This window comes from Nanohaloarchaea archaeon SW_7_43_1 (assembly GCA_003009795.1).
GTDB lineage: Archaea > Nanohalarchaeota > Nanosalinia > Nanosalinales > Nanosalinaceae > SW-4-43-9.
Window position 1 is genome coordinate 369,433 of record PXPE01000001.1, and the last position, 17,590, is coordinate 387,022.

16 protein-coding genes are annotated in these 17,590 nt (G+C 43.6%); 12 read left to right on the plus strand and 4 right to left on the minus strand.

Annotated features, from left to right (window positions below; all coding sequences use genetic code 11):
- Genes BRC29_02145 through BRC29_02160 form a run of 4 tightly spaced genes read right to left on the minus strand, consistent with a single transcriptional unit; the run spans position 1 to position 4,320 of the window.
- A complete protein-coding gene (locus tag BRC29_02145; protein PSG98908.1) occupies positions 1 to 549 on the minus strand; it encodes a hypothetical protein in 549 nt (182 codons plus the stop codon).
- Positions 546 to 1,112, minus strand: a complete 567-nt coding sequence (locus tag BRC29_02150; protein ID PSG98909.1) for a hypothetical protein — start codon at positions 1,110 to 1,112, stop codon at positions 546 to 548. Before BRC29_02150 ends, BRC29_02145 begins: the two co-directional genes overlap by 4 nt.
- Positions 1,109 to 3,394: a hypothetical protein gene (locus tag BRC29_02155; GenBank protein ID PSG98910.1), complete on the minus strand. Its 2,286-nt coding sequence runs from the start codon at positions 3,392 to 3,394 to the stop codon at positions 1,109 to 1,111. The genes BRC29_02150 and BRC29_02155 overlap by 4 nt, the downstream gene beginning before the upstream one ends.
- Positions 3,394 to 4,320 (minus strand): hypothetical protein, encoded by a 927-nt coding sequence (locus BRC29_02160; protein PSG98911.1) that lies wholly within the window; start codon positions 4,318 to 4,320, stop codon positions 3,394 to 3,396. The genes BRC29_02155 and BRC29_02160 overlap by 1 nt, the downstream gene beginning before the upstream one ends.
- A gap of 68 nt (positions 4,321 to 4,388) precedes the next feature.
- Here BRC29_02160 and BRC29_02165 point away from each other — a divergent pair, with 68 nt between their 5' ends.
- The 12 genes from BRC29_02165 (at position 4,389) to BRC29_02220 (ending at position 17,405) form a co-directional block, all read left to right on the plus strand.
- Positions 4,389 to 5,009 carry a hypothetical protein gene (locus BRC29_02165; GenBank protein PSG98912.1) on the plus strand — a complete coding sequence of 207 codons (621 nt, stop codon included), beginning with the start codon at positions 4,389 to 4,391 and terminating at the stop codon, positions 5,007 to 5,009.
- Positions 5,010 to 5,014: 5 nt separating this feature from the next.
- Positions 5,015 to 5,458 (plus strand): hypothetical protein, encoded by a 444-nt coding sequence (locus tag BRC29_02170; GenBank protein ID PSG98913.1) that lies wholly within the window; start codon positions 5,015 to 5,017, stop codon positions 5,456 to 5,458.
- A 111-nt stretch (positions 5,459 to 5,569) separates the two neighbouring features.
- On the plus strand, positions 5,570 to 7,369 hold the full coding sequence (locus BRC29_02175) for a hypothetical protein (protein ID PSG98914.1): 1,800 nt from the start codon (positions 5,570 to 5,572) through the stop codon (positions 7,367 to 7,369).
- Positions 7,366 to 7,596: a hypothetical protein gene (locus BRC29_02180; GenBank protein ID PSG98915.1), complete on the plus strand. Its 231-nt coding sequence runs from the start codon at positions 7,366 to 7,368 to the stop codon at positions 7,594 to 7,596. The genes BRC29_02175 and BRC29_02180 overlap by 4 nt, the downstream gene beginning before the upstream one ends.
- A gap of 6 nt (positions 7,597 to 7,602) precedes the next feature.
- Positions 7,603 to 7,815, plus strand: coding sequence for a DUF2283 domain-containing protein (locus BRC29_02185; protein PSG98916.1), 213 nt, complete (start codon positions 7,603 to 7,605; stop codon positions 7,813 to 7,815).
- A gap of 2 nt (positions 7,816 to 7,817) precedes the next feature.
- Positions 7,818 to 12,242 (plus strand): hypothetical protein, encoded by a 4,425-nt coding sequence (locus tag BRC29_02190; GenBank protein ID PSG98917.1) that lies wholly within the window; start codon positions 7,818 to 7,820, stop codon positions 12,240 to 12,242.
- Positions 12,239 to 13,522 carry a hypothetical protein gene (locus tag BRC29_02195; protein PSG98918.1) on the plus strand — a complete coding sequence of 428 codons (1,284 nt, stop codon included), beginning with the start codon at positions 12,239 to 12,241 and terminating at the stop codon, positions 13,520 to 13,522. The genes BRC29_02190 and BRC29_02195 overlap by 4 nt, the downstream gene beginning before the upstream one ends.
- 51 nt (positions 13,523 to 13,573) lie before the next feature.
- Entirely contained in the window at positions 13,574 to 14,869 is a 1,296-nt protein-coding gene (locus BRC29_02200; GenBank protein PSG98919.1) for a hypothetical protein, read from the plus strand.
- Positions 14,869 to 16,167: a hypothetical protein gene (locus BRC29_02205; protein PSG98920.1), complete on the plus strand. Its 1,299-nt coding sequence runs from the start codon at positions 14,869 to 14,871 to the stop codon at positions 16,165 to 16,167. The genes BRC29_02200 and BRC29_02205 overlap by 1 nt, the downstream gene beginning before the upstream one ends.
- Positions 16,168 to 16,192: 25 nt before the next feature.
- The gene (locus BRC29_02210) at positions 16,193 to 16,498 is read left to right on the plus strand and encodes a hypothetical protein (GenBank protein ID PSG98921.1); all 306 of its coding nucleotides are present in this window, start codon (positions 16,193 to 16,195) and stop codon (positions 16,496 to 16,498) included.
- A gap of 173 nt (positions 16,499 to 16,671) precedes the next feature.
- A complete protein-coding gene (locus BRC29_02215) occupies positions 16,672 to 16,947 on the plus strand; it encodes a hypothetical protein (protein PSG98922.1) in 276 nt (91 codons plus the stop codon).
- 206 nt (positions 16,948 to 17,153) lie between these two features.
- Positions 17,154 to 17,405 (plus strand): hypothetical protein, encoded by a 252-nt coding sequence (locus BRC29_02220; protein ID PSG98923.1) that lies wholly within the window; start codon positions 17,154 to 17,156, stop codon positions 17,403 to 17,405.
- The last annotated feature ends 185 nt before the right edge of the window (positions 17,406 to 17,590 follow it).

Consider the following 17,590-nt stretch of genomic DNA (forward strand, 5'->3'; position numbering starts at 1 on the left):
TTATCGGAGGATGTAATTACTCCAGCTCTCATACTCCGTACTTACTTTTACATGCCCCAAAAGCAGTGGGCTGGTGGTATTAAAACTGTCTGAAACATTCAGTTTCTCGGCCTCAAATCTGAATTCTTCTCGATCCTCGGATACAGATATTTCTTCATATTGGAGAGGTTCCAGAGTCTTATTAGTCCATGAACCATTGTAAAAGTTGTAAGATGTATCTTGATCCCTGTAATTGATTAGAACAGCGGTCTCCTTTTCGGGCAAAACAGTTAACTGGAATGCCGAGTAATCGATGCCTTTGGATGAAGATGTAGAGTTCACAAAACTGTTGAAACTGTAAAGCTCATTTCTTACATTTCCTGAGCTATAGTTTTCCGCCACTGCCTGATCGACTACCTTTGATTGCTGTTCTAAAGCCCCTTCAAAGTAAAACTGTGTGCTTACACCTCTTTCTACCAGGAAGACCTGCTGTATCGATATAAATGTGAGGATCAATAGGGAACCAAATATCACAGCTGCAATAATGAAAACCTGTCCTTTAGATTTCATTTCCACATAATCACCTGGACTTCTCTTTGTGCTCCGTCTACTAGGTTTCGGGAGATAACAGAATCTGCTTCCGGAACAGTTCCCTTGCTGTACTGTTTCTGTACCTCAAAGGTGAGATAAGGAGCTCCGGTGAAGTTGAGGTACCCAGATCTTCGGGAGAGGACTACCTCATTGTAACCCTCGCTGCTTGAGCTGAAGACATCTTCACCTCTATAATTCACGTCGAAGCTATTGGTTGAATGAACCCAGAGAATCAGTTTCTTGTATCCTTGATCCAGTTCGTATTCCTGTTCGCTGTTAATCTTCTGTCTAGTTCTATTTATTTTGTTTATTCTAGCTGTGGAGTTGTAGTTTTTCGGCGTGTAAGGTTCTATGTTCTCCGTTATCTCGTTTGTAGAATTTCCTAGTTGATCTCTGTCCTGGAGTGAAAGCATGCCTTGTTCAACCGGTTCGAAACTTGGTTCAGGCTCTGATACCGTATTCGGTATGACAAAAATTGATACTGAAAGAATTAATGATGAAGCTATCACTGCTTCAAGAGTGTACACAAAACCTTTTCTCATCGCCAAACCACCACTTTGTTCTGAATCGGCTCCAAGCCCCCCGTACGGTTTATTATAAGTGATTCAGTGTCTCTCACAAAAGTGTCTGTAAAAGGTATATTGTTACCTGCATTCAGAAGGCTTAGATTATTAGCCGGATCAATAAATACTTTTGAGCTTTGGACTTCCCAGCTTTTCGATGCATTCTCCGAGGTTCCATTGAAACCTAATTCTAACTGCTCTGAATCTCTAACGCCAATACTGTAGTTTTTAAGTCCTTCCTGGACAACCAGGTTCTGCCGGCCAAGTTGGTTCCCGAATTCGTTATAGGCATTGATTTGTGCTGATAAAGCGGTTTCATCAGGTACTGAAGCATTGATCTCCAGTTCGGTCCAGTTTTTCTCATCGTTATCTCCAAATCGGTTGCTGGTATAGTTTCCTTCGAACTTTCCGTTTTTACCTTTGAAGTAAAGATCTTCGACATCAGAGTTGGATAGGCTGCGGTTGTATATCCGGATTTCATCAAGTTTTCCATCATAGTGTGTCTCGTTATCGGCTTCGGCTCCTAACGCTATAGAGTTGGTATTTGTTGAAGGGGAACCGGTATCATCAGTGTCTGAAGCTCTTCTTTCACCATTCACGTAGATATACCTATTGTTGTTAGAATCATCAAATACCGCGGTTAAATGGTACCAGTTACCGACATTGATCAGATCTGAGGTATCAAGACTGACGGTATCCATTCCCCTCACAAAAAACCTTAATCTGCCCTGACCAGGATCACCGTAAGATAATGCCCAGCCGTTACCGCCTGAATCTTTTTCCACCAATCTCTGACCGGAGGAAGGCCTTGAATCAGGATTAATCCATAAAGATAACGAAAAATCACCGGTCTGAATATTATCTGATATACCTGTATCAACATAATCATCGGTGCCATCAAAGTCAAATGATTGAGTACTGAAAGTACCGTTAACTCCTCTATTTACTCCGTTTTCAGGTATTCCATCATTTCCTTCACCGGAATAATCAATGACATTACCGGATTCTCTGTCCATCCGCCAGTATCCTACCAAGCCTTTGGTTAGGTCAATGCCTGCTGATCCATCTCTGTATCCGATTCCCAAAGTACCTGAATTGTTTTTCCTATCTGCTGAAGTCCCGGTATAACTTCCTTTATTCCAGTCTCCTTGGTTTGATATGTACTGTTGAATGGTTCTGAATTTCTGTTTGGCGGCTTCTGCGAAACCGAATGTTATATTGTATCCTTGGTTTCCGAGCTCCAGTTTTTTCTCAAGTTCCTGCTGTCCAATAGTGTTTAGTTCCCTGATATTTTCCCTGGTTGCACCTCTTATTTTTTCTGATACACCGAAATAGATTTCGCCTTCTTTGTACGTTTTAGCTCTTTTCCATCCTTCAACATAATCTGAGTTATGAAGCATAATCCTAAGCCTGTCAGTCTCTATTTCTGCCTTCACCACATCAGATCCATCAGATTTCGTGACGTTGGCGTCTAGATCTCCGATAAAGCTTATTCCGTAATTGGATGCAACTGTGAACCCTTTTGTCTGGTTTGATTTAGATACCTGACCTTCTAGAGGCGTGGTTGAGTTATCGTTCTCCCAGTAAAGGGTTGAAAGGTTTTTGAGATAGAAGGTTGTGGTCTGAGTATCTTCTACAATTATCTCCGGTGTTTCCTCATAAACTGTCAGGTTACCGTCGAAGGTTGAAGCCGAGATCGTCTTTTTTTCAGTACTGTAGTCTGTATACTGGAAGGTTGCATTATCGTTTAGTAACTCATTCCCTTCTATCTGTAAAGAGGTAAGTCCGGGGTTTTCAGGATTTACTGTTATCAAACTGTTTGAGATATCCCCATTGGTTGAAATATTGGTCGTACTTGTGTTATCTAGAATGCTTTCTTCGTAGTGACTCATTTCATAGGTTGAGTTACTGCCTTCAATTACAGCTTTCACGTTTTTCCCGCTTACGTTGATGTTTGAGGTTGTATTCATCGACCCTGAGTTTTTCGCAGTCGAGCCATGGAAAATATGGGGTTGGTTGACAGGTATATCATACTCCAGTTCTACAGGTGTTCTCACGTAGAGATTGGTTTTACGGCCTTCGATATAGGTTTCTTCCTCTAGGTTTGAGGAAATCTCTGCAAGCTTGTTCTGGATTCCCGATGAGTCTAGTACCTGTAGTTCAGGCTGTGAGATTATTATTACCGCTGAAAGGGTTGTAATCAGGAAAAGGGATAAGCCGATAGTCCAATCAATGTTTATTGCCTGACCTACGGATTTCATCAGTATATACCTACTGAGTTTTCTCCTTCTTTGGTTATTTCAAAGTCATATCTTCCAGGTCTATATGATATATTGGAATCTAGATCTATTTCCGGATCGTAGATTACTCTTACCTCCCGGATTTCAGGTAAAACGTATGCGAAGCTTGGTTTGATCTGTTCGAGGAACTCGTTTTGTTTGATCAGTTCTTTCCGGTTCTGGATTTTGTTGCGGTCTCCTTCGGTTAATGGTATAATGAAATCAGAAGATGCAGAATCAGACTTCATTACATACACGTTTTCCTCATCAATCCTTCTTGAGGCTGAAGACATTTCATCTGATACGATTCCGGAAGCTAATTCATCTCCCTCTGCGACCATGGCAGGGTAATCAGCTGAATCAAAACTTTGTTCACCTTCAACTTCCTCATTATCAAAGTAGACATCATCGTTTGAAGTAAGATTGAACTCTATCTCCAAGGTGATGTTTTCAGGTTCAGCATAACTTCCACAGACAAGTCTGTTGAACAAACTTGGTCCTCCCACATGAGCGTTATCCAGTCCTGATACGGAGAAAAGCTCTGTTTCGTTAGCTAGACATGTTTCGCCTATTAAGGTGGTTCTTGTACTCATTTCGCTGGTACAGACATTTAACCGGTATCCTCCGAATGTGGAGAAATGTGCGTTATCTTCTCTACTGCTTAAATGGAAACCTGTTGTACCGGTACATCTTTCTTTTTGTATGTCTACATCTGAGATGCCTTCAATACAGAGGTTATTATCGTAATAACCGGGTTCTGCTGGATGACTGTATCGTTTATTGGGATCTGAGATGGATATCAACGGTTCTTCCCGTGGTTCACATTGATCTCTGAACTCAGTTTCTATCTGTCCGGATACTGATGATACAAGAAGTATGCAAATAAGGGACAGGAATGTTTTTCTCATTAATGATTTTTTAGCCGTTGCTGATTATTAAACCTGATTTTTAAACTCGCTACTACAATATGTTAAGTATGCCTGATACGTTTGGAGCCGGAGATATGAAAGAAAGTTTTGATAAAAAATCGTTTAGTTTTCTAGTTTCCGGACTGATTCTAGGTTCGGTTGTGGTATTTTTATCATTGAATGCTGGTACTGTAGGCAGCGAAGAGGCGGCTCAAGACCTGGTATCGACTTTAGAGCAGAGTTCAGGTCAGGATCTCGAGGTTGTGAATGTTGAGGAAAGCAATGGTTTGTACAAGGTTGAGGTAAAAGACGGTAATAACCAACTTTCCACATATTATATGACGAGAGATGGAGAGATGATAGCTCAGGATACAGCTATGACTAACTTTCCTGAGTTCAGACAACAAGTCTCCGCACAGACAAACTTTTCCTCTTGTCTAGAGGATGAAGGTGTCGTAATGTTCGGGAACCGGTCTCAAAGATCAACTGCCACTCAGATCCAGATTCTGGGAGGTCTGAACATGGTGTCAGGGATTTATGCTGATGTCAATAATGAGCAGATTCTGAATCAGGCTCAACAGATTGGAATACAGAGAATACCGGCTTTTGCAACAAATGAGTCTGCTGTACAGGGAGTACAGACAGTACCGCAGCTGGAGGAGTTTTCAGGCTGTGAATACAACGGTTAGGGAAAATGGAGGAGAAAAAAGAAAAACTGCAGGATCTCAGAAAGGATCTGGACCGGAAATTAGATTCAGGTGTAGAAAATTTGCTGGTCTACGGTGTTATTGGTTTTGCGGCAGTATTTGCCACAGCTTTTCTCTATTCAAGTCCTCCAGAAGTTTCTCAAGGTGAAGATGGGAGAAATGTTATTACAGAGGGAGAGACTATAGATGTAACTGTGGGCAGTGAAGGAGTTGAACCCTTTAGACCGGTAATATCGCCGGAAGACGGAATCAATTTTACCAACAACGCAGATCACCAGCTTGAATTTGAGTTTGATAGACATGTTGATTCTTTCTCACTTCGGTCCGGAGAAAGCCGGGTCGTGGATACGAATATGACAGTTTATTATGACGTAACTGCATCGGTACAGGAGGAGTTCCGAACTATTTCAGCAGGTATTTCAGTTCAGTGATTCTTTCTAGGAATCCAAACCAGTTTAAATAAGGCCTGAAAAATAGGTATCAAGGTAATCTGTGTGGAAAATCTAAAAATAATCTTAGCGATATTTTTGTCATTGTTTCTAGTGGCCAATGTTGGCGCACAGGACCCAAGACATCCGTTAAGTCAGATATATCCGATAGATACTGATCTGGGTATGGAGGCCCAAGATATTAGGAATGTCTCACAGCTCCAGTTGAATGATGGTATAGGAGATAAAGGGCTTTTGCTTGAAGGATACAATATTTCAGGTGAGGGAGAGTCACAGAAGATTATTCTTGATTATCAAAACGATGAATGGGATATTCAGAACTCAAATGTAAACATGAACGGGAACAACATAACAAATATTGATACCCTTCTGTTCGAGACCGGTATGAAAATCAACGGCTCAATTAATACCTCAGGCGGAAACGTCAACCTGGATAACGGTTCTATAACAAATGTATATTCGATTGATGGCGGAGGCGACCCAATAAACTTTTTCGACCCGATTGATATGAATGGAAATCATCTTGAGGATTCGAATGGGAACCTGGAGATTCGGGGCAAGGTCTATCTTCCTACCGGAGCCCTTGTTATGGGAGGAAATCCTATTCAAAATCCGGGTAACGTGGACGGCGTTGATATAGGTAAACCTGGTGACGGAATTGGTGTAACGGATTCACGATATGAGATAGTAGAGGATGCGATCGGAGACTCGGAGCTGAACAACTCAGAAGAATTTACCGCTGACGGACTTGTTCTTACATCCAATCTCAATATGACAGGTAATGATATAGAGACCGGTGGCGGGGATATGGCTGTGATAGATACTGCGAACGAACAAGATATAATAAGACTAAAGGAAGGTGGAGATATCCAGATTCCGAGTGGCGATGTTGATATTGGAAATCCTTCTAATACTGGGAAAGCATTGGATGTGGGAGGCGGCATCAACGTAGAAGAAAACATAGATCTGAACGGCAATGACATCAATTCATCAGGAACCGGCTTGAAAATAACCTCAGATACCAGCAATAATTATCTAGCATTCACGGATGTTGGTCAATCAGAGGATCTACTTAGGGTAAATAATGGAGATGGTGACGGAGTCTCAGTACTTAATGAGAATCTTAATCTGAATGAAAACAACATAGAGAATGTAGATGGATTACGGGACGGTTCTGGAGCCAATACCATCAAGTTCGACGGAAATAACAATGTGAGTATACCAAATGGCAATGTTGATATTGGAAATCCTTCTAATACAGGAAAAACGTTGGATGTTGGTGGTGGAGCCAATTTCGACGATGTTGTTGATATGAATCAAAACAGTATTGAGACGGTAGACAGCCTTGAAGGTACTTCCGGAAGCTCTCTTGAACTATCGGTTTCAGGTAATGGCGGATCGGAACTTGTACTGGATAGTTCTGGTGATGTCCAGGTTCAAAACGGTGATCTTGACTTAAGAGGAAACTCGGTTACAGACGGAACTTCAAGTAACATAGTGAGTATTGGTGATGGAGTTGATGACAGTGTTGTCATAGATGGAGATGTCGGGTTTGGTGGAGACCTTGACTTGGCTAGTAGTTCAATCAAAAACTATTATGATTCGGCGTGTCCGTCCGGAAAGACCATAGCAAATATAGAAGATGATGGCAGCTTCCAATGTGTAGATGTATCGGAAGAAGTTTCTGATGTCTATGTTAACAGATCCGGGGATACAATGACGGGTGATCTCAACATGTTGGGTAATCAAGTGAATAATGTATCTAGGCTTGGCGTGGGAACAGCCGATCCTCAGGAAAACCTTGATGTTGATGGAACCGCATCTGTCGAAAACTCGGGAACGCGTATGGAAGTCGACTCCTCTGGTGATGTGGTGGTGACATTAGGGCCATGAATGATTACCAAGATAAGAGAATATCCTATACATCGCACGCCAAACAAAGGATTAGAGAGAGATTTATCTCCAGGAAAGACGTTGAGAAAGGAATTTTGAACCGTAAATGGAAAGAGGCCTACGGAGATAAACAGAAGGTGATCCAAGCAATCAATGGAAAAGAAATAGAGATAATTTTAAAACCTGAAGATGATAAAATTCTGGTTATAACAGTTTATTGGAGGTAAGGTAAAATGGATTTAAGTTTTGACTCTGAGGCTGATGCGGTCTACATTCGATTTTCAGACCGTGACATCAAAGACAGCAACAAAATAGATGAAAGGACAATCGTTGATGTCGATGAGGATCAAGAAATTGTAGGAATAGAGGTTCTAGAAGCATCAGAAAGATTCAATGAAATATCCAGCCTGAATGTAGATTTCGAGCCAGAGGAAATGAAAGCTTAAAAATGAAATATTCGAGAGCATTACCGCTTTTAGCAATTCTTCTAATCTCTACAACTCCTTTAGGAGCCGCAAACGATTATATTATACAGGATAGTGGTGAGAATCCTTTGTTCGCTGTGAATGAATCAGGGGAAAAACAGGTCTATAACGGTGAACTGGATTTGAACGGGAATAATGTAACTTCGGTAGGAGGACTTGAGTTAGGTTGGGAGAATCTTACTGATTATCCATCAGGTTGTGGTTCGAATGAAGCGGTCAGGGTGATCGGTGATACCATTGGCTGTACGTCTTTGAATCCGGGAGGAACTGTAGAGACCGGTGGTGGATCGAAAGGCCAGGTTGCTTACTTTATTGATTCGGAAAATATTACAGGAAGCGATAACTTTTACTGGAATAACTCTGAGATCGAACTAGGTATTGGAACCAACACTCCTTCCGCAGCGTTAGATGTAAACGGTGATGTAAAGATAAATGATGGTCTGGATATGGCCTCATCAGATATTACAGGAATTAATGATCTTGGAGGTACAGGTATAGTTGATAACAACCAGTTATCTGATGGAGCGGTTACTTCTAGTAAAATAGGTGGTCAGGAAGTAACTTCAAACAAGTTAAATACCGGTGTAGCTGGAACAGGGCTTTCAGGTGGAGGCGGTTCTTCTTTATCGGTTAATACTGATACAGGCCTAACCACGAGCGGAGACAGTGTTTTGATTAATACAGCGGTTGTTCCCCGGAAAGGAGAAGATGAGACAATTACAGCTTCACAGTGGGTATACGAAAACGATGTCCAGGTTCAGGGTAACCTAGATGTTTGGGGCAATATAACTAATACAGATGTAGAGAACCTGAACATTAACGGTTCATTATTACCGCCTTCAGGTTACTCTGATACATTTGATATAGGTTCTCCTTCCCGAAGATGGAAAACAGGATACTTCCAGGATATGGAACTCGGTAACAACGTGATTGATAATTCGGAGCTGGCAAATACTGGTTTCTCAACGGATACTAACTCAGGTATAGACTCTGGTTCTGTTAATCTAGGTGGGGAACTAACAATTAATCACTCAGATACCTCCTCAGTGAGCGATAGCGATACTACGAATTCGGACGGCCAGGTTCTACAGGACCTTACGTTTGATGGTTTCGGGCATGTACAGACTCAATCAACTAAAGACTTGGATAACCGGTACTACACCGAGGCAGAGAGTGATGAAAACTTTGTGGATGAAAGCGGGGATACAATGACCGGAACATTGAATCTAAACCAGGGAGGAACAAACCTTGCTTTGAAACCAGGTTCCACAGATCACAGCTATATGGAGTTTTATGCTGACTCCGATAATCCAGGAACAAGATCAGGTTGGATAGGTTATGGATCCGGTGGCTCAGATCAGTTACGGATAAAGAACCAGATGGGAGGTAATCTTATACTTGACCCTGGCACAGATGAGGTAAGTGTTGCAGGTAATCTAAAAATGAATTCTAATTCGATTAATGGTTTCTTCGGAGGTAACTGTCAGTCCGATGAAGTTGTAAAAAAAGTTAACAGCGACGGAACGTATAACTGTCAATCTATTACAGGAGCATCTGATGATACTTACGTCAACGAAGGCGGAGATACGATGACCGGTAACCTCAATATGAGCGGTGACAACATCCAGAACGTAGGAACAATAAATGCATCACAGCTGGAGAAAAACGGTAACACAGTCACCAGTCTATTCCTTGATATTTCAGGTGATGCAATGAGCGGCCAGATCAACATGCAAGGTAACCCTGTAACGAATGTAGAAACCATCGATATGAACCAATCAGGCCAGATACAGACAGACAGTACAAACGCAGTAAGTATTGACAGCAACCAGAACGTAGAAATTTCGAACGGCGATCTAAATCTTGGGGATAACCAGCTTACCAATGTCGGAGGAACAGACTGTGACGCTGATGAAACATTACTAGGTGACGGCAGCTGTGGTACAACCGGCGGTAACCTCTCTGAGACTTTGAAAGCAGGGAATGAGGCTGGTAACACCGATATAAACCTTACCGGCCAGCAGATACTTGATACAACTGGCTCAGTAACACTCGGAGGAGGAAACGTCGACATACCTGACGGAGAATTGGATGTAGGCAGCCCATCGAATACTGGAAGCGTGTTGGATGTAGGTGGAGACCTTAGAACTGAGGGAGCAATGAGAATTGATAACCCTGGAGCAAACGACTTCCTAACCGTTAGCGGAAGTAACATAGACCCACATACTCTTCGTTTTGATGATCGTTCCTTCCGGATTTACAGTGGCGACAACGCGGAGGCAGGTTTACGGATAGATAACGAGACAGCTAATATTGATACCTCCGGAAACAATTTGACCGATACCCAGAAAGGGAATGTCACCATCGGTCAGGATCTTAAGGTGTACGGAGACATTTGGGCGCCCGGAACAGGAGGAAGTGGCGGAAGCGGAGGAAGTGGAGAAACCGAAAACCTATCAGAAACCCTGACCGCAGGGAATGTAGCTAACCGAACCATAGAATTTGGAGAAGATACGAACGTCGAGATAGGTAGAAATACTGCAACAAATGAAGAAAGCCTCGCAATCGGTAAAGGTGCACAGGCTGACGGTACGGATGCAGTTGGTTATCCTGGTAATGAGACTGCTGTAGGTACCGATGCAGCTGCAACCGGAACCCGGAGCTCTGCGTTTGGTGCCTCTGCAGAGGCCACTGGCATTGGCTCGACGGCGATTGGAGAGGGTGCAAGTGCCACTTCTACCCGGCAGACGACAGCGATTGGAGGTGATTCAAGCGCCACCGCCAGCTTTGCAACGGCGATTGGATATTTTGCAGATGCCTCTGGCTATCAGGCGACTGCGACTGGAGAACAATCAGAGGCCTCTGCTCTTGATGCAACAGCAACTGGATACGTTGCAGATGCTACCGCTCAGGAATCAACGACGACCGGAGCCTATGCAGAGGCTACTGCATTTGGTGCAACGGCGACTGGACACAATGCAGATGCCTCTGCCAATAGTTCGACAGCGACCGGATCTGAAGCAGTTGCTTCGGGCAAGGGTAGTATAGCATTGGGCGGTGACCTTCAAAACGGCGACATCACTGGTGCGGAAGCCGAAAAAGAAGCATCGGTGGCAATCGGACCGAATGCTGTAGCACCTAACAGCTACGAGGCAACATTCGGTAATCTGGACGGCCAAGAACTGGACGTGAACATCACCGGTAACCTTACCGTTCATGGCGATGACTTTATTGAGCCGGGCCCGAATACAAATATAGAGATAGGCAGAAATACTGAGACGAATAACGAGTCACTGGCGATCGGAAAAGGTGCCTTGGCAAACGGTTCCGATGATGGGTTTGGTAACTTCGGTAATGAGACTGCTGTAGGTACCGGTGCTGTTGCTACCGGAGTCATAAGCTCAGCATTCGGCGCCTCGGCTGAGGCCACTGGCCAGTCTGCTATAGCTACTGGGAGTTATACTGTGGCCTCTGACAGTGAGGCGACAGCTACTGGTTACTTTGTAAATGCAACTGCAATTCGTGCCACGGCGACTGGAAGCCGTGCAGACGCTACTGCCCGGCGCGCAACGGCGACTGGAGCTTTTGCAGAGGCCTCTGGTAGTGATGCGATAGCTACTGGAAGCCAGGCAGAGGCAACCATCAGTAATTCGATAGCGACTGGAAATCAAGCAAGGGCCAGTGCCTATGGCGCGACAGCGACTGGATACTATGCAGATGCCGCAGGGCAAGGCAGCGTGGCATTAGGCTCAGATCTTGGCGGCGATCCTTTTATCGGTGCAAATGCTTCTCAAAGAGCGTCTATTGCGATTGGGCCGGATGCCGTTGCAAGCAAACCAGGTTCTGTTGCTATAGGCAACGGCTCGAAAGCCGAACATGATGATACAGTTACATTAGGTGATAGAGATGGAACAGCTTACGATCTGAGGGTTACCGGAAATATTTACACGGATGGTGGAGACCTAGCGGAGTTCTATCAGAGTCCGCAGGACCTTGAAGCAGCGGAGGTTGTAAAGATCTCGGAAGAACGGGATAACAGGGCGGTTAGAACAGATGAGAAGTTTGAGGAGAAGGTCTTCGGCGTAGTCTCTTCGGATCCAGGTCAGATCATGAACACAGAGGAAGAGGAGGAAGGGCATGCGATAGCACTGGAAGGTAAAGTACCTGTCAAGCTGAAAGAAGGAGTATCTGTAGATAGAGGAGACCGTATAGCTCCAAGTAAAGTAGAAGGAAAAGCAACTACGTGTAAGGTTATTGACCCTGAGGAAAACAAGGAGATGGATTTACGGGAAATAATCAGCCACAATCAGAAATGCGAGTCATCAACCGTTGGAAGATCACTTGAAAAAGCAGAAGACACTGATGAAGTACTGGTGAAACTTGAATGAGTCAAGACACCGAATACATAGAGATCAAAAGACATGAACTGGAGGAGAAGGTAGAGGAAAGAGTCAGAGAGAAAGTTGAGGAAAAAGAATCCGCCGACAACAAACAGAAAATAGACACAGCATTGTCAAGAAGAGAACTGCTGAAGCTATCAGGACTAGGCATAGGAGCACTAAGCCTCTCCACACTAACCTCTGGCTGGAGTGTTGTTCAGCCTGAATCCGATGGTGTGAGTGAGGTTGATGTTTTTAGCGTGAATGGTCATCGTTTATGGGTCCAGGATAGTGCGCCCTCCGGCCCAGAAGTGAGTGATTTATGGTATTCGACCTCTGAAGCCGGTAGTCAAGGATGGGTTTATATTGGCAACAATAGTGTGGTGGGAGATGTTGCTGTAGGCCCGAGTGGTGATTATGTTTATAGTGGTGACTGGTATAATGGAGTACATCGGATTGATGTTTCGAATCCAAGTATTGATGAGTGGGTTTATGAGGGTCATTCTAACTCTGTATACGGTGTTGCTGCAGGCCCTAACGGTGATTATGTGTACAGTGGTTCTAGGGATGAGGAGGTTCATCGGATTGATGTGTCGAATCCTAGTCAGCCCGACTGGGTGTATACCGAGCATTCTGACAGGGTTGCGAGTGTTGCTGCGGGCTTGAATGGCGATTTTGTGTATAGCGGTTCTTGGGATTATGATTTGCATAAAATTGATGTGTCAGATCCCCCTCAAACAGACTGGGTTTATGATGGCCATTCTGACTCTGTGACAGATGTTGCTGTCGGTCCTGATAATGAATATGTTTACACTAGTTCTTGGGATGAGGAGGTTCATCGGATTGATGTGTCGAATCCTAGTTCAGCAGACTGGATTTACACCGATAATACTGGCCAAGTGTACTGTGTTGCTACAGGTCCGAATGGTAATTTTGTGTATAGTGGTTCTTATGGTGAAGTGCATCAGATAAATGTTGATGGTAGTCAGGGCTGGGTGTATACGGGTTATTCTAAGAATGTCTATGATGTTGCTGCAGGTCCAAATGGTGATTATATATATGTCGTCGCAAGGCAGGATGAGGAGGTTCATCGGATTGATGTGTCGAATCCTAGTCAGCCCGACTGGGTGTATACCGAGCATTCTGACAGGGTTGCGAGTGTTGCTGCGGGCCAGAATGGTAACTATGTGTACAGTGGTGACTATGATTATAAGGTTCATCAGATCAGTAATATTAGGGAGGGTTCCATAGTTTACTGGGATGGCAGTAACTGGGAGGGTTACCAATGAGGACAGTTCAAAAAGTATGTTGTACAGGAGTAGGTCTGAGGTGATAAAACAGTGGGTGATACCGATGATGAGATTGTAAGGATTAAGGAGTCAGCGCTCAACGATTTGATTGAGGAAAAAGCCAAGGAAAGGCTTCAGAATCGAAACGATGATACTAAAGATACTGCAACGAAAGGCTTCCACTCTATCTCTAGGAGACAGTTTCTCAAGTATACAGGTCTAGGGATTTCCGGAATCACTCTACCGTCTCTGGTTTCTGCTCAGAGTATTATCCAACCTCAAGAAGATGGTGTGAGTGAGATTGATGCTTTTAGTGTGAATGGTCATCGTTTATGGGTTCAAAGTGATGAGCCTTCCGGTCCGGATCCTAATGATTTGTGGTATTTGACCGAGAACAACAGTGTTCAGGGCTGGGTTTACACCGGTCATTCTGAAATTGTGGCTGTTGTTGCCGTTGGTCCGAATGGTGATTATGTGTATAGCGGCAGTTATGATGAGGAGGTTCATCAGATTAGTGTTAGTGATGGTAGTGGGGGCTGGGTTTATACCGGTCATTCTGGGGAAGTTTATGGTGTTGCTGCGGGTGTCAACGGTGAATATGTGTACAGTGGCGGTGGTTATACTGATGAGGAGGTTCATCAGATTAGTGTTAGTGATGGTAGTGGGGGCTGGGTTTATACCGGTCATTCTGACGATGTAAGGGATGTTGCTGTTGGTCCGAATGGTGATTATGTGTATAGCGGCAGTTATGATGAGGAGGTTCATCAGATCAATGTTAGTGATGGTAGTCAGGGCTGGACTTATTCGGGTCATTCTAGCTCTTCTCTGAGTGTTGCTGCGGGTCCTAACAGTGATTATGTGTATAGTGGTTTTGGATTTAGTGAAAATGAGGTGCATCAGATTAGTGTTAGTGATGGTAGTCAGGGCTGGACTTATTCGAGCAATACTGGCCCTGTGCGTGGTGTTGCTGCGGGTGTCAACGGTGATTATGTGTACAGTGCCGCTGATGAGGAGGTTCATCAGATCAATGTTAGTGATGGTAGTCAGGGCTGGACTTATTCGAGAAATTCCGTTTTTGATTTGGAAGATGTTGCTGTGGGCCCCAACGGCAATTATGTATATTGTTGTTCTTCGGACGATAATGATGTCCATCAGATTAGTGTTAGTGATGGTAGTGGGGGCTGGGTTTATACCGGTCATTCTACCAGTGTGGAAGATATTGCTGTGGGCACTAACGGTGATTATGTGTATAGTGGTTCTCAGAACAGTGAAAATGAGGTGCATCAGATCAGTAGCATTAACGAGGGTTCTATGGTTTATTGGGATGGCAGTAATTGGAGGGGTTAATGATGAGCGATAAAGAAAATGATTTTATAGGAGTCGAGAGATCGGAGGTGGAAGACCTTGTTGATGAAAAAATTGAGGATGTAGCGGAATCCGATTACCAAGAGAATGAGGAAAACAAGTCCTGGAACCTGATGTCCCGTAGAAAGTTTTTGAAGTCAACCGGTTTAGGCGCAGGTCTTCTAGGTGTTTCCTCCCTGGTTTCTGGATACAGTATTGTGCAGCCTCAAGAAAATGGAGAGAGTGATATTGATGCTTTCAGTGTGAACGGTCATCGTTTATGGGTTCAAGGTGGCTCTCCTTCTGGTCCAAGTGCGAATGATCTATGGTATTCGACCGAGAACAACGGCGTTCAGGGCTGGACTTATTCTGGTCATTCCGACACCGTGTATGATGTTGTTGCGGGCCCGAATGGCAATTACGTGTATAGTGGTTCTGGCGATTTCAATACTGATGATGTGGTGCATCAGATCGATGCTTCAGATGGTAGTCAAAGCTGGACTTATACCGGTAATGATGCACTTGTAAATTGTGTTGCTGTAGGTCCGAATGGTGATTACGTGTATAGTGCCACAGGCAGCTTTACTGATGCTGATGTTCAGGTAGATAAGATTAATGTATCGGGTCCCACTCGAAGTTGGAGATATACCGGTCACTCTTTTGCTGTCGATAGTGTTGATGCGGGTCCGAATGGTGAAAATGTTTACAGTGCTGCTAGGGATGATGAGGTTCATCAGTTAGATGTCAGTGATGGTAGTCGGAATTGGAGATATACCGGTCATGGAGACAGTGTAAATGATGTTTCTGCTGGTCCGAATGGTGATTATGTTTATAGTGTTTCTGATGATAATGAGGTTCACCGGATTGATGTGAACAATCCTAATCCTGCAGACTGGAAATATACCGGTCATTCTGATTATGTACGTGAAGTTGCTGTGGACCCTGAGAATAATTATGTGTATAGTGGTTACGATGAGGTTCATCAGTTAGACATCACTGATGGCAGTCGGAACTGGAGATATACCGGTCATTCTAGCACTGTGAGAGATATTGTTGCAGGCCCTGGGAATAATTATGTTTATAGTGTTTCTGATGATAATGAGGTACATCAGATAAATGTTGATGATGGTAGTCAGGGTTGGGTCTATTCTGGTCATGATAACGCAATTTATGGTGTTGGTGTTGGTCCGAATGGTAAGTATGTGTATAGTGGTTCAACCGGTAATGAGGTGCATCAGATCAGTAGCATTGACCAAGGCGCAGTGGCTTACTGGGATGGCGATGACTGGGCAGGATTTTAAATCTTAATTTTAACATATGATGAGTATGTCAGTCGCGATTAGAACTAGAAATGTTGAGGAGGATAAACATAGGATTATCTCTTATCACAACAACCCTGAGAAACTATCCGAGGAGGAAAAGAAGAACTCTATTATTGTAGATCAGCTTCCGGAAAAGGAGAGTAAATCAGGTAAAGTTGCTGAAATGTTTTATAACCCGGAAAACGGTGAGGTCTGGACAGAGTACGAAGAGAAAGAGAGAAATGACCAAGAAGGTATGGAAGAAGTTGTAAACCTTTTACAACAGATTAACCAACGACTGGAAAGCATTGATCAAAAGATTGAAGACTGATTACGGAGTATTGAAAACAAGATTCTTTTTTATTATTGATTCGTTTATTATTTTGCTGCCATTTTATAGGTTACAGCACTGAGCTTGAGGGCTTGGTTCATCTTACATGTTCAAATGCATAATTTCAGGGCTCAGGGATTACTGATTTAAGACTCGAGTAATAAAATTTGATTATGTCAGAACCTGAAATTGCCTCAACGGAAGATAATCTCGGCGGAGAACCCAGGCTCAAAGACACCAGAATCGGTGTCTCTCATATCGTTCAATACTATGAGAATGGTTGGAGTATTGATAAAATCTCTCGGGAACTTGAGCTTGAACCTCTTCAAGTTGTGAAGGCCCTGGAATTCTACTACAGGCATCCGCAGGAGATAAGAGGTATAATCAGGGATCGGAAGAGCCGTGAAAGTTCCTTAGAAAACGAGAAAGCAGCAGCCGAAAAAGCTTAAGTTGAGATATAGAATGTCAGAGGTTTCTTTTCTGTTTGATGAACACATTCCTTCAAGCGTGGTTGAAGAACTAGAAGGTAGAGGTGTGGATGTCAAAACAGTATATGATATTGATCTTGAAAGCACTCCAGACTCTAAAATTTTAGAGTTCGCTGAGCAGGGTAGTAGAGCTATTGTTACTCAAGATTCTGACTTTCTTGAGTTAGATGGAAAACAGCATTCAAAGATTCGATCACCTGAACACACCCAACGAGCTCGGGAACTTGTTCGAAACATTCATCCACAACTTCCTCAAAACAGAGACACGGCACACAAGACTTAATGTAAAATACTGGTGGACCAAGTCCCGGGCAGAAGTGGATTTTGTCCTGACCGCTGAAAACAAGGAAAAACTACCTGTAGAAGCAAAATACAGAAGGCTAAATGAACCCGAGGTTACCAGGTCACTGCGCAGCTAAAAAAAAGCCGGAAAAAGCGGTAATCGTCAACCTCTCACTCGAGGAAACCAGAGAAATAGAAGGAACATCAGTAGAGTTCATACCTTACCACAAACTCCTTTTCAGCTCGTCCATCACCTCTTAGAACGTGACATGCTTGTTTTTGACTATTTCGATGTTTTCCTGTGTTTCTAGATATTTCTGCA

Excerpts from the sequence above, each read along its gene's own strand:
- BRC29_02195 (PSG98918.1), top strand. The coding sequence starts at position 12,239 with ATGAGTCAAGACACCGAATACATAGAGATCAAAAGACATGAACTGGAG.
- BRC29_02190 (PSG98917.1), top strand. The coding sequence starts at position 7,818 with ATGAAATATTCGAGAGCATTACCGCTTTTAGCAATTCTTCTAATCTCT.
- BRC29_02150 (PSG98909.1), bottom strand. The coding sequence starts at position 1,112 with ATGAGAAAAGGTTTTGTGTACACTCTTGAAGCAGTGATAGCTTCATCA.
- BRC29_02180 (PSG98915.1), top strand. The coding sequence starts at position 7,366 with ATGAATGATTACCAAGATAAGAGAATATCCTATACATCGCACGCCAAA.
- BRC29_02185 (PSG98916.1), top strand. The coding sequence starts at position 7,603 with ATGGATTTAAGTTTTGACTCTGAGGCTGATGCGGTCTACATTCGATTT.
- BRC29_02160 (PSG98911.1), bottom strand. The coding sequence starts at position 4,320 with ATGAGAAAAACATTCCTGTCCCTTATTTGCATACTTCTTGTATCATCA.
- BRC29_02215 (PSG98922.1), top strand. The coding sequence starts at position 16,672 with ATGTCAGAACCTGAAATTGCCTCAACGGAAGATAATCTCGGCGGAGAA.
- BRC29_02205 (PSG98920.1), top strand. The coding sequence starts at position 14,869 with ATGATGAGCGATAAAGAAAATGATTTTATAGGAGTCGAGAGATCGGAG.
- BRC29_02220 (PSG98923.1), top strand. The coding sequence starts at position 17,154 with ATGGAAAACAGCATTCAAAGATTCGATCACCTGAACACACCCAACGAG.
- BRC29_02165 (PSG98912.1), top strand. The coding sequence starts at position 4,389 with ATGCCTGATACGTTTGGAGCCGGAGATATGAAAGAAAGTTTTGATAAA.
- BRC29_02145 (PSG98908.1), bottom strand. The coding sequence starts at position 549 with ATGAAATCTAAAGGACAGGTTTTCATTATTGCAGCTGTGATATTTGGT.
- BRC29_02155 (PSG98910.1), bottom strand. The coding sequence starts at position 3,394 with ATGAAATCCGTAGGTCAGGCAATAAACATTGATTGGACTATCGGCTTA.
- BRC29_02170 (PSG98913.1), top strand. The coding sequence starts at position 5,015 with ATGGAGGAGAAAAAAGAAAAACTGCAGGATCTCAGAAAGGATCTGGAC.
- BRC29_02210 (PSG98921.1), top strand. The coding sequence starts at position 16,193 with ATGTCAGTCGCGATTAGAACTAGAAATGTTGAGGAGGATAAACATAGG.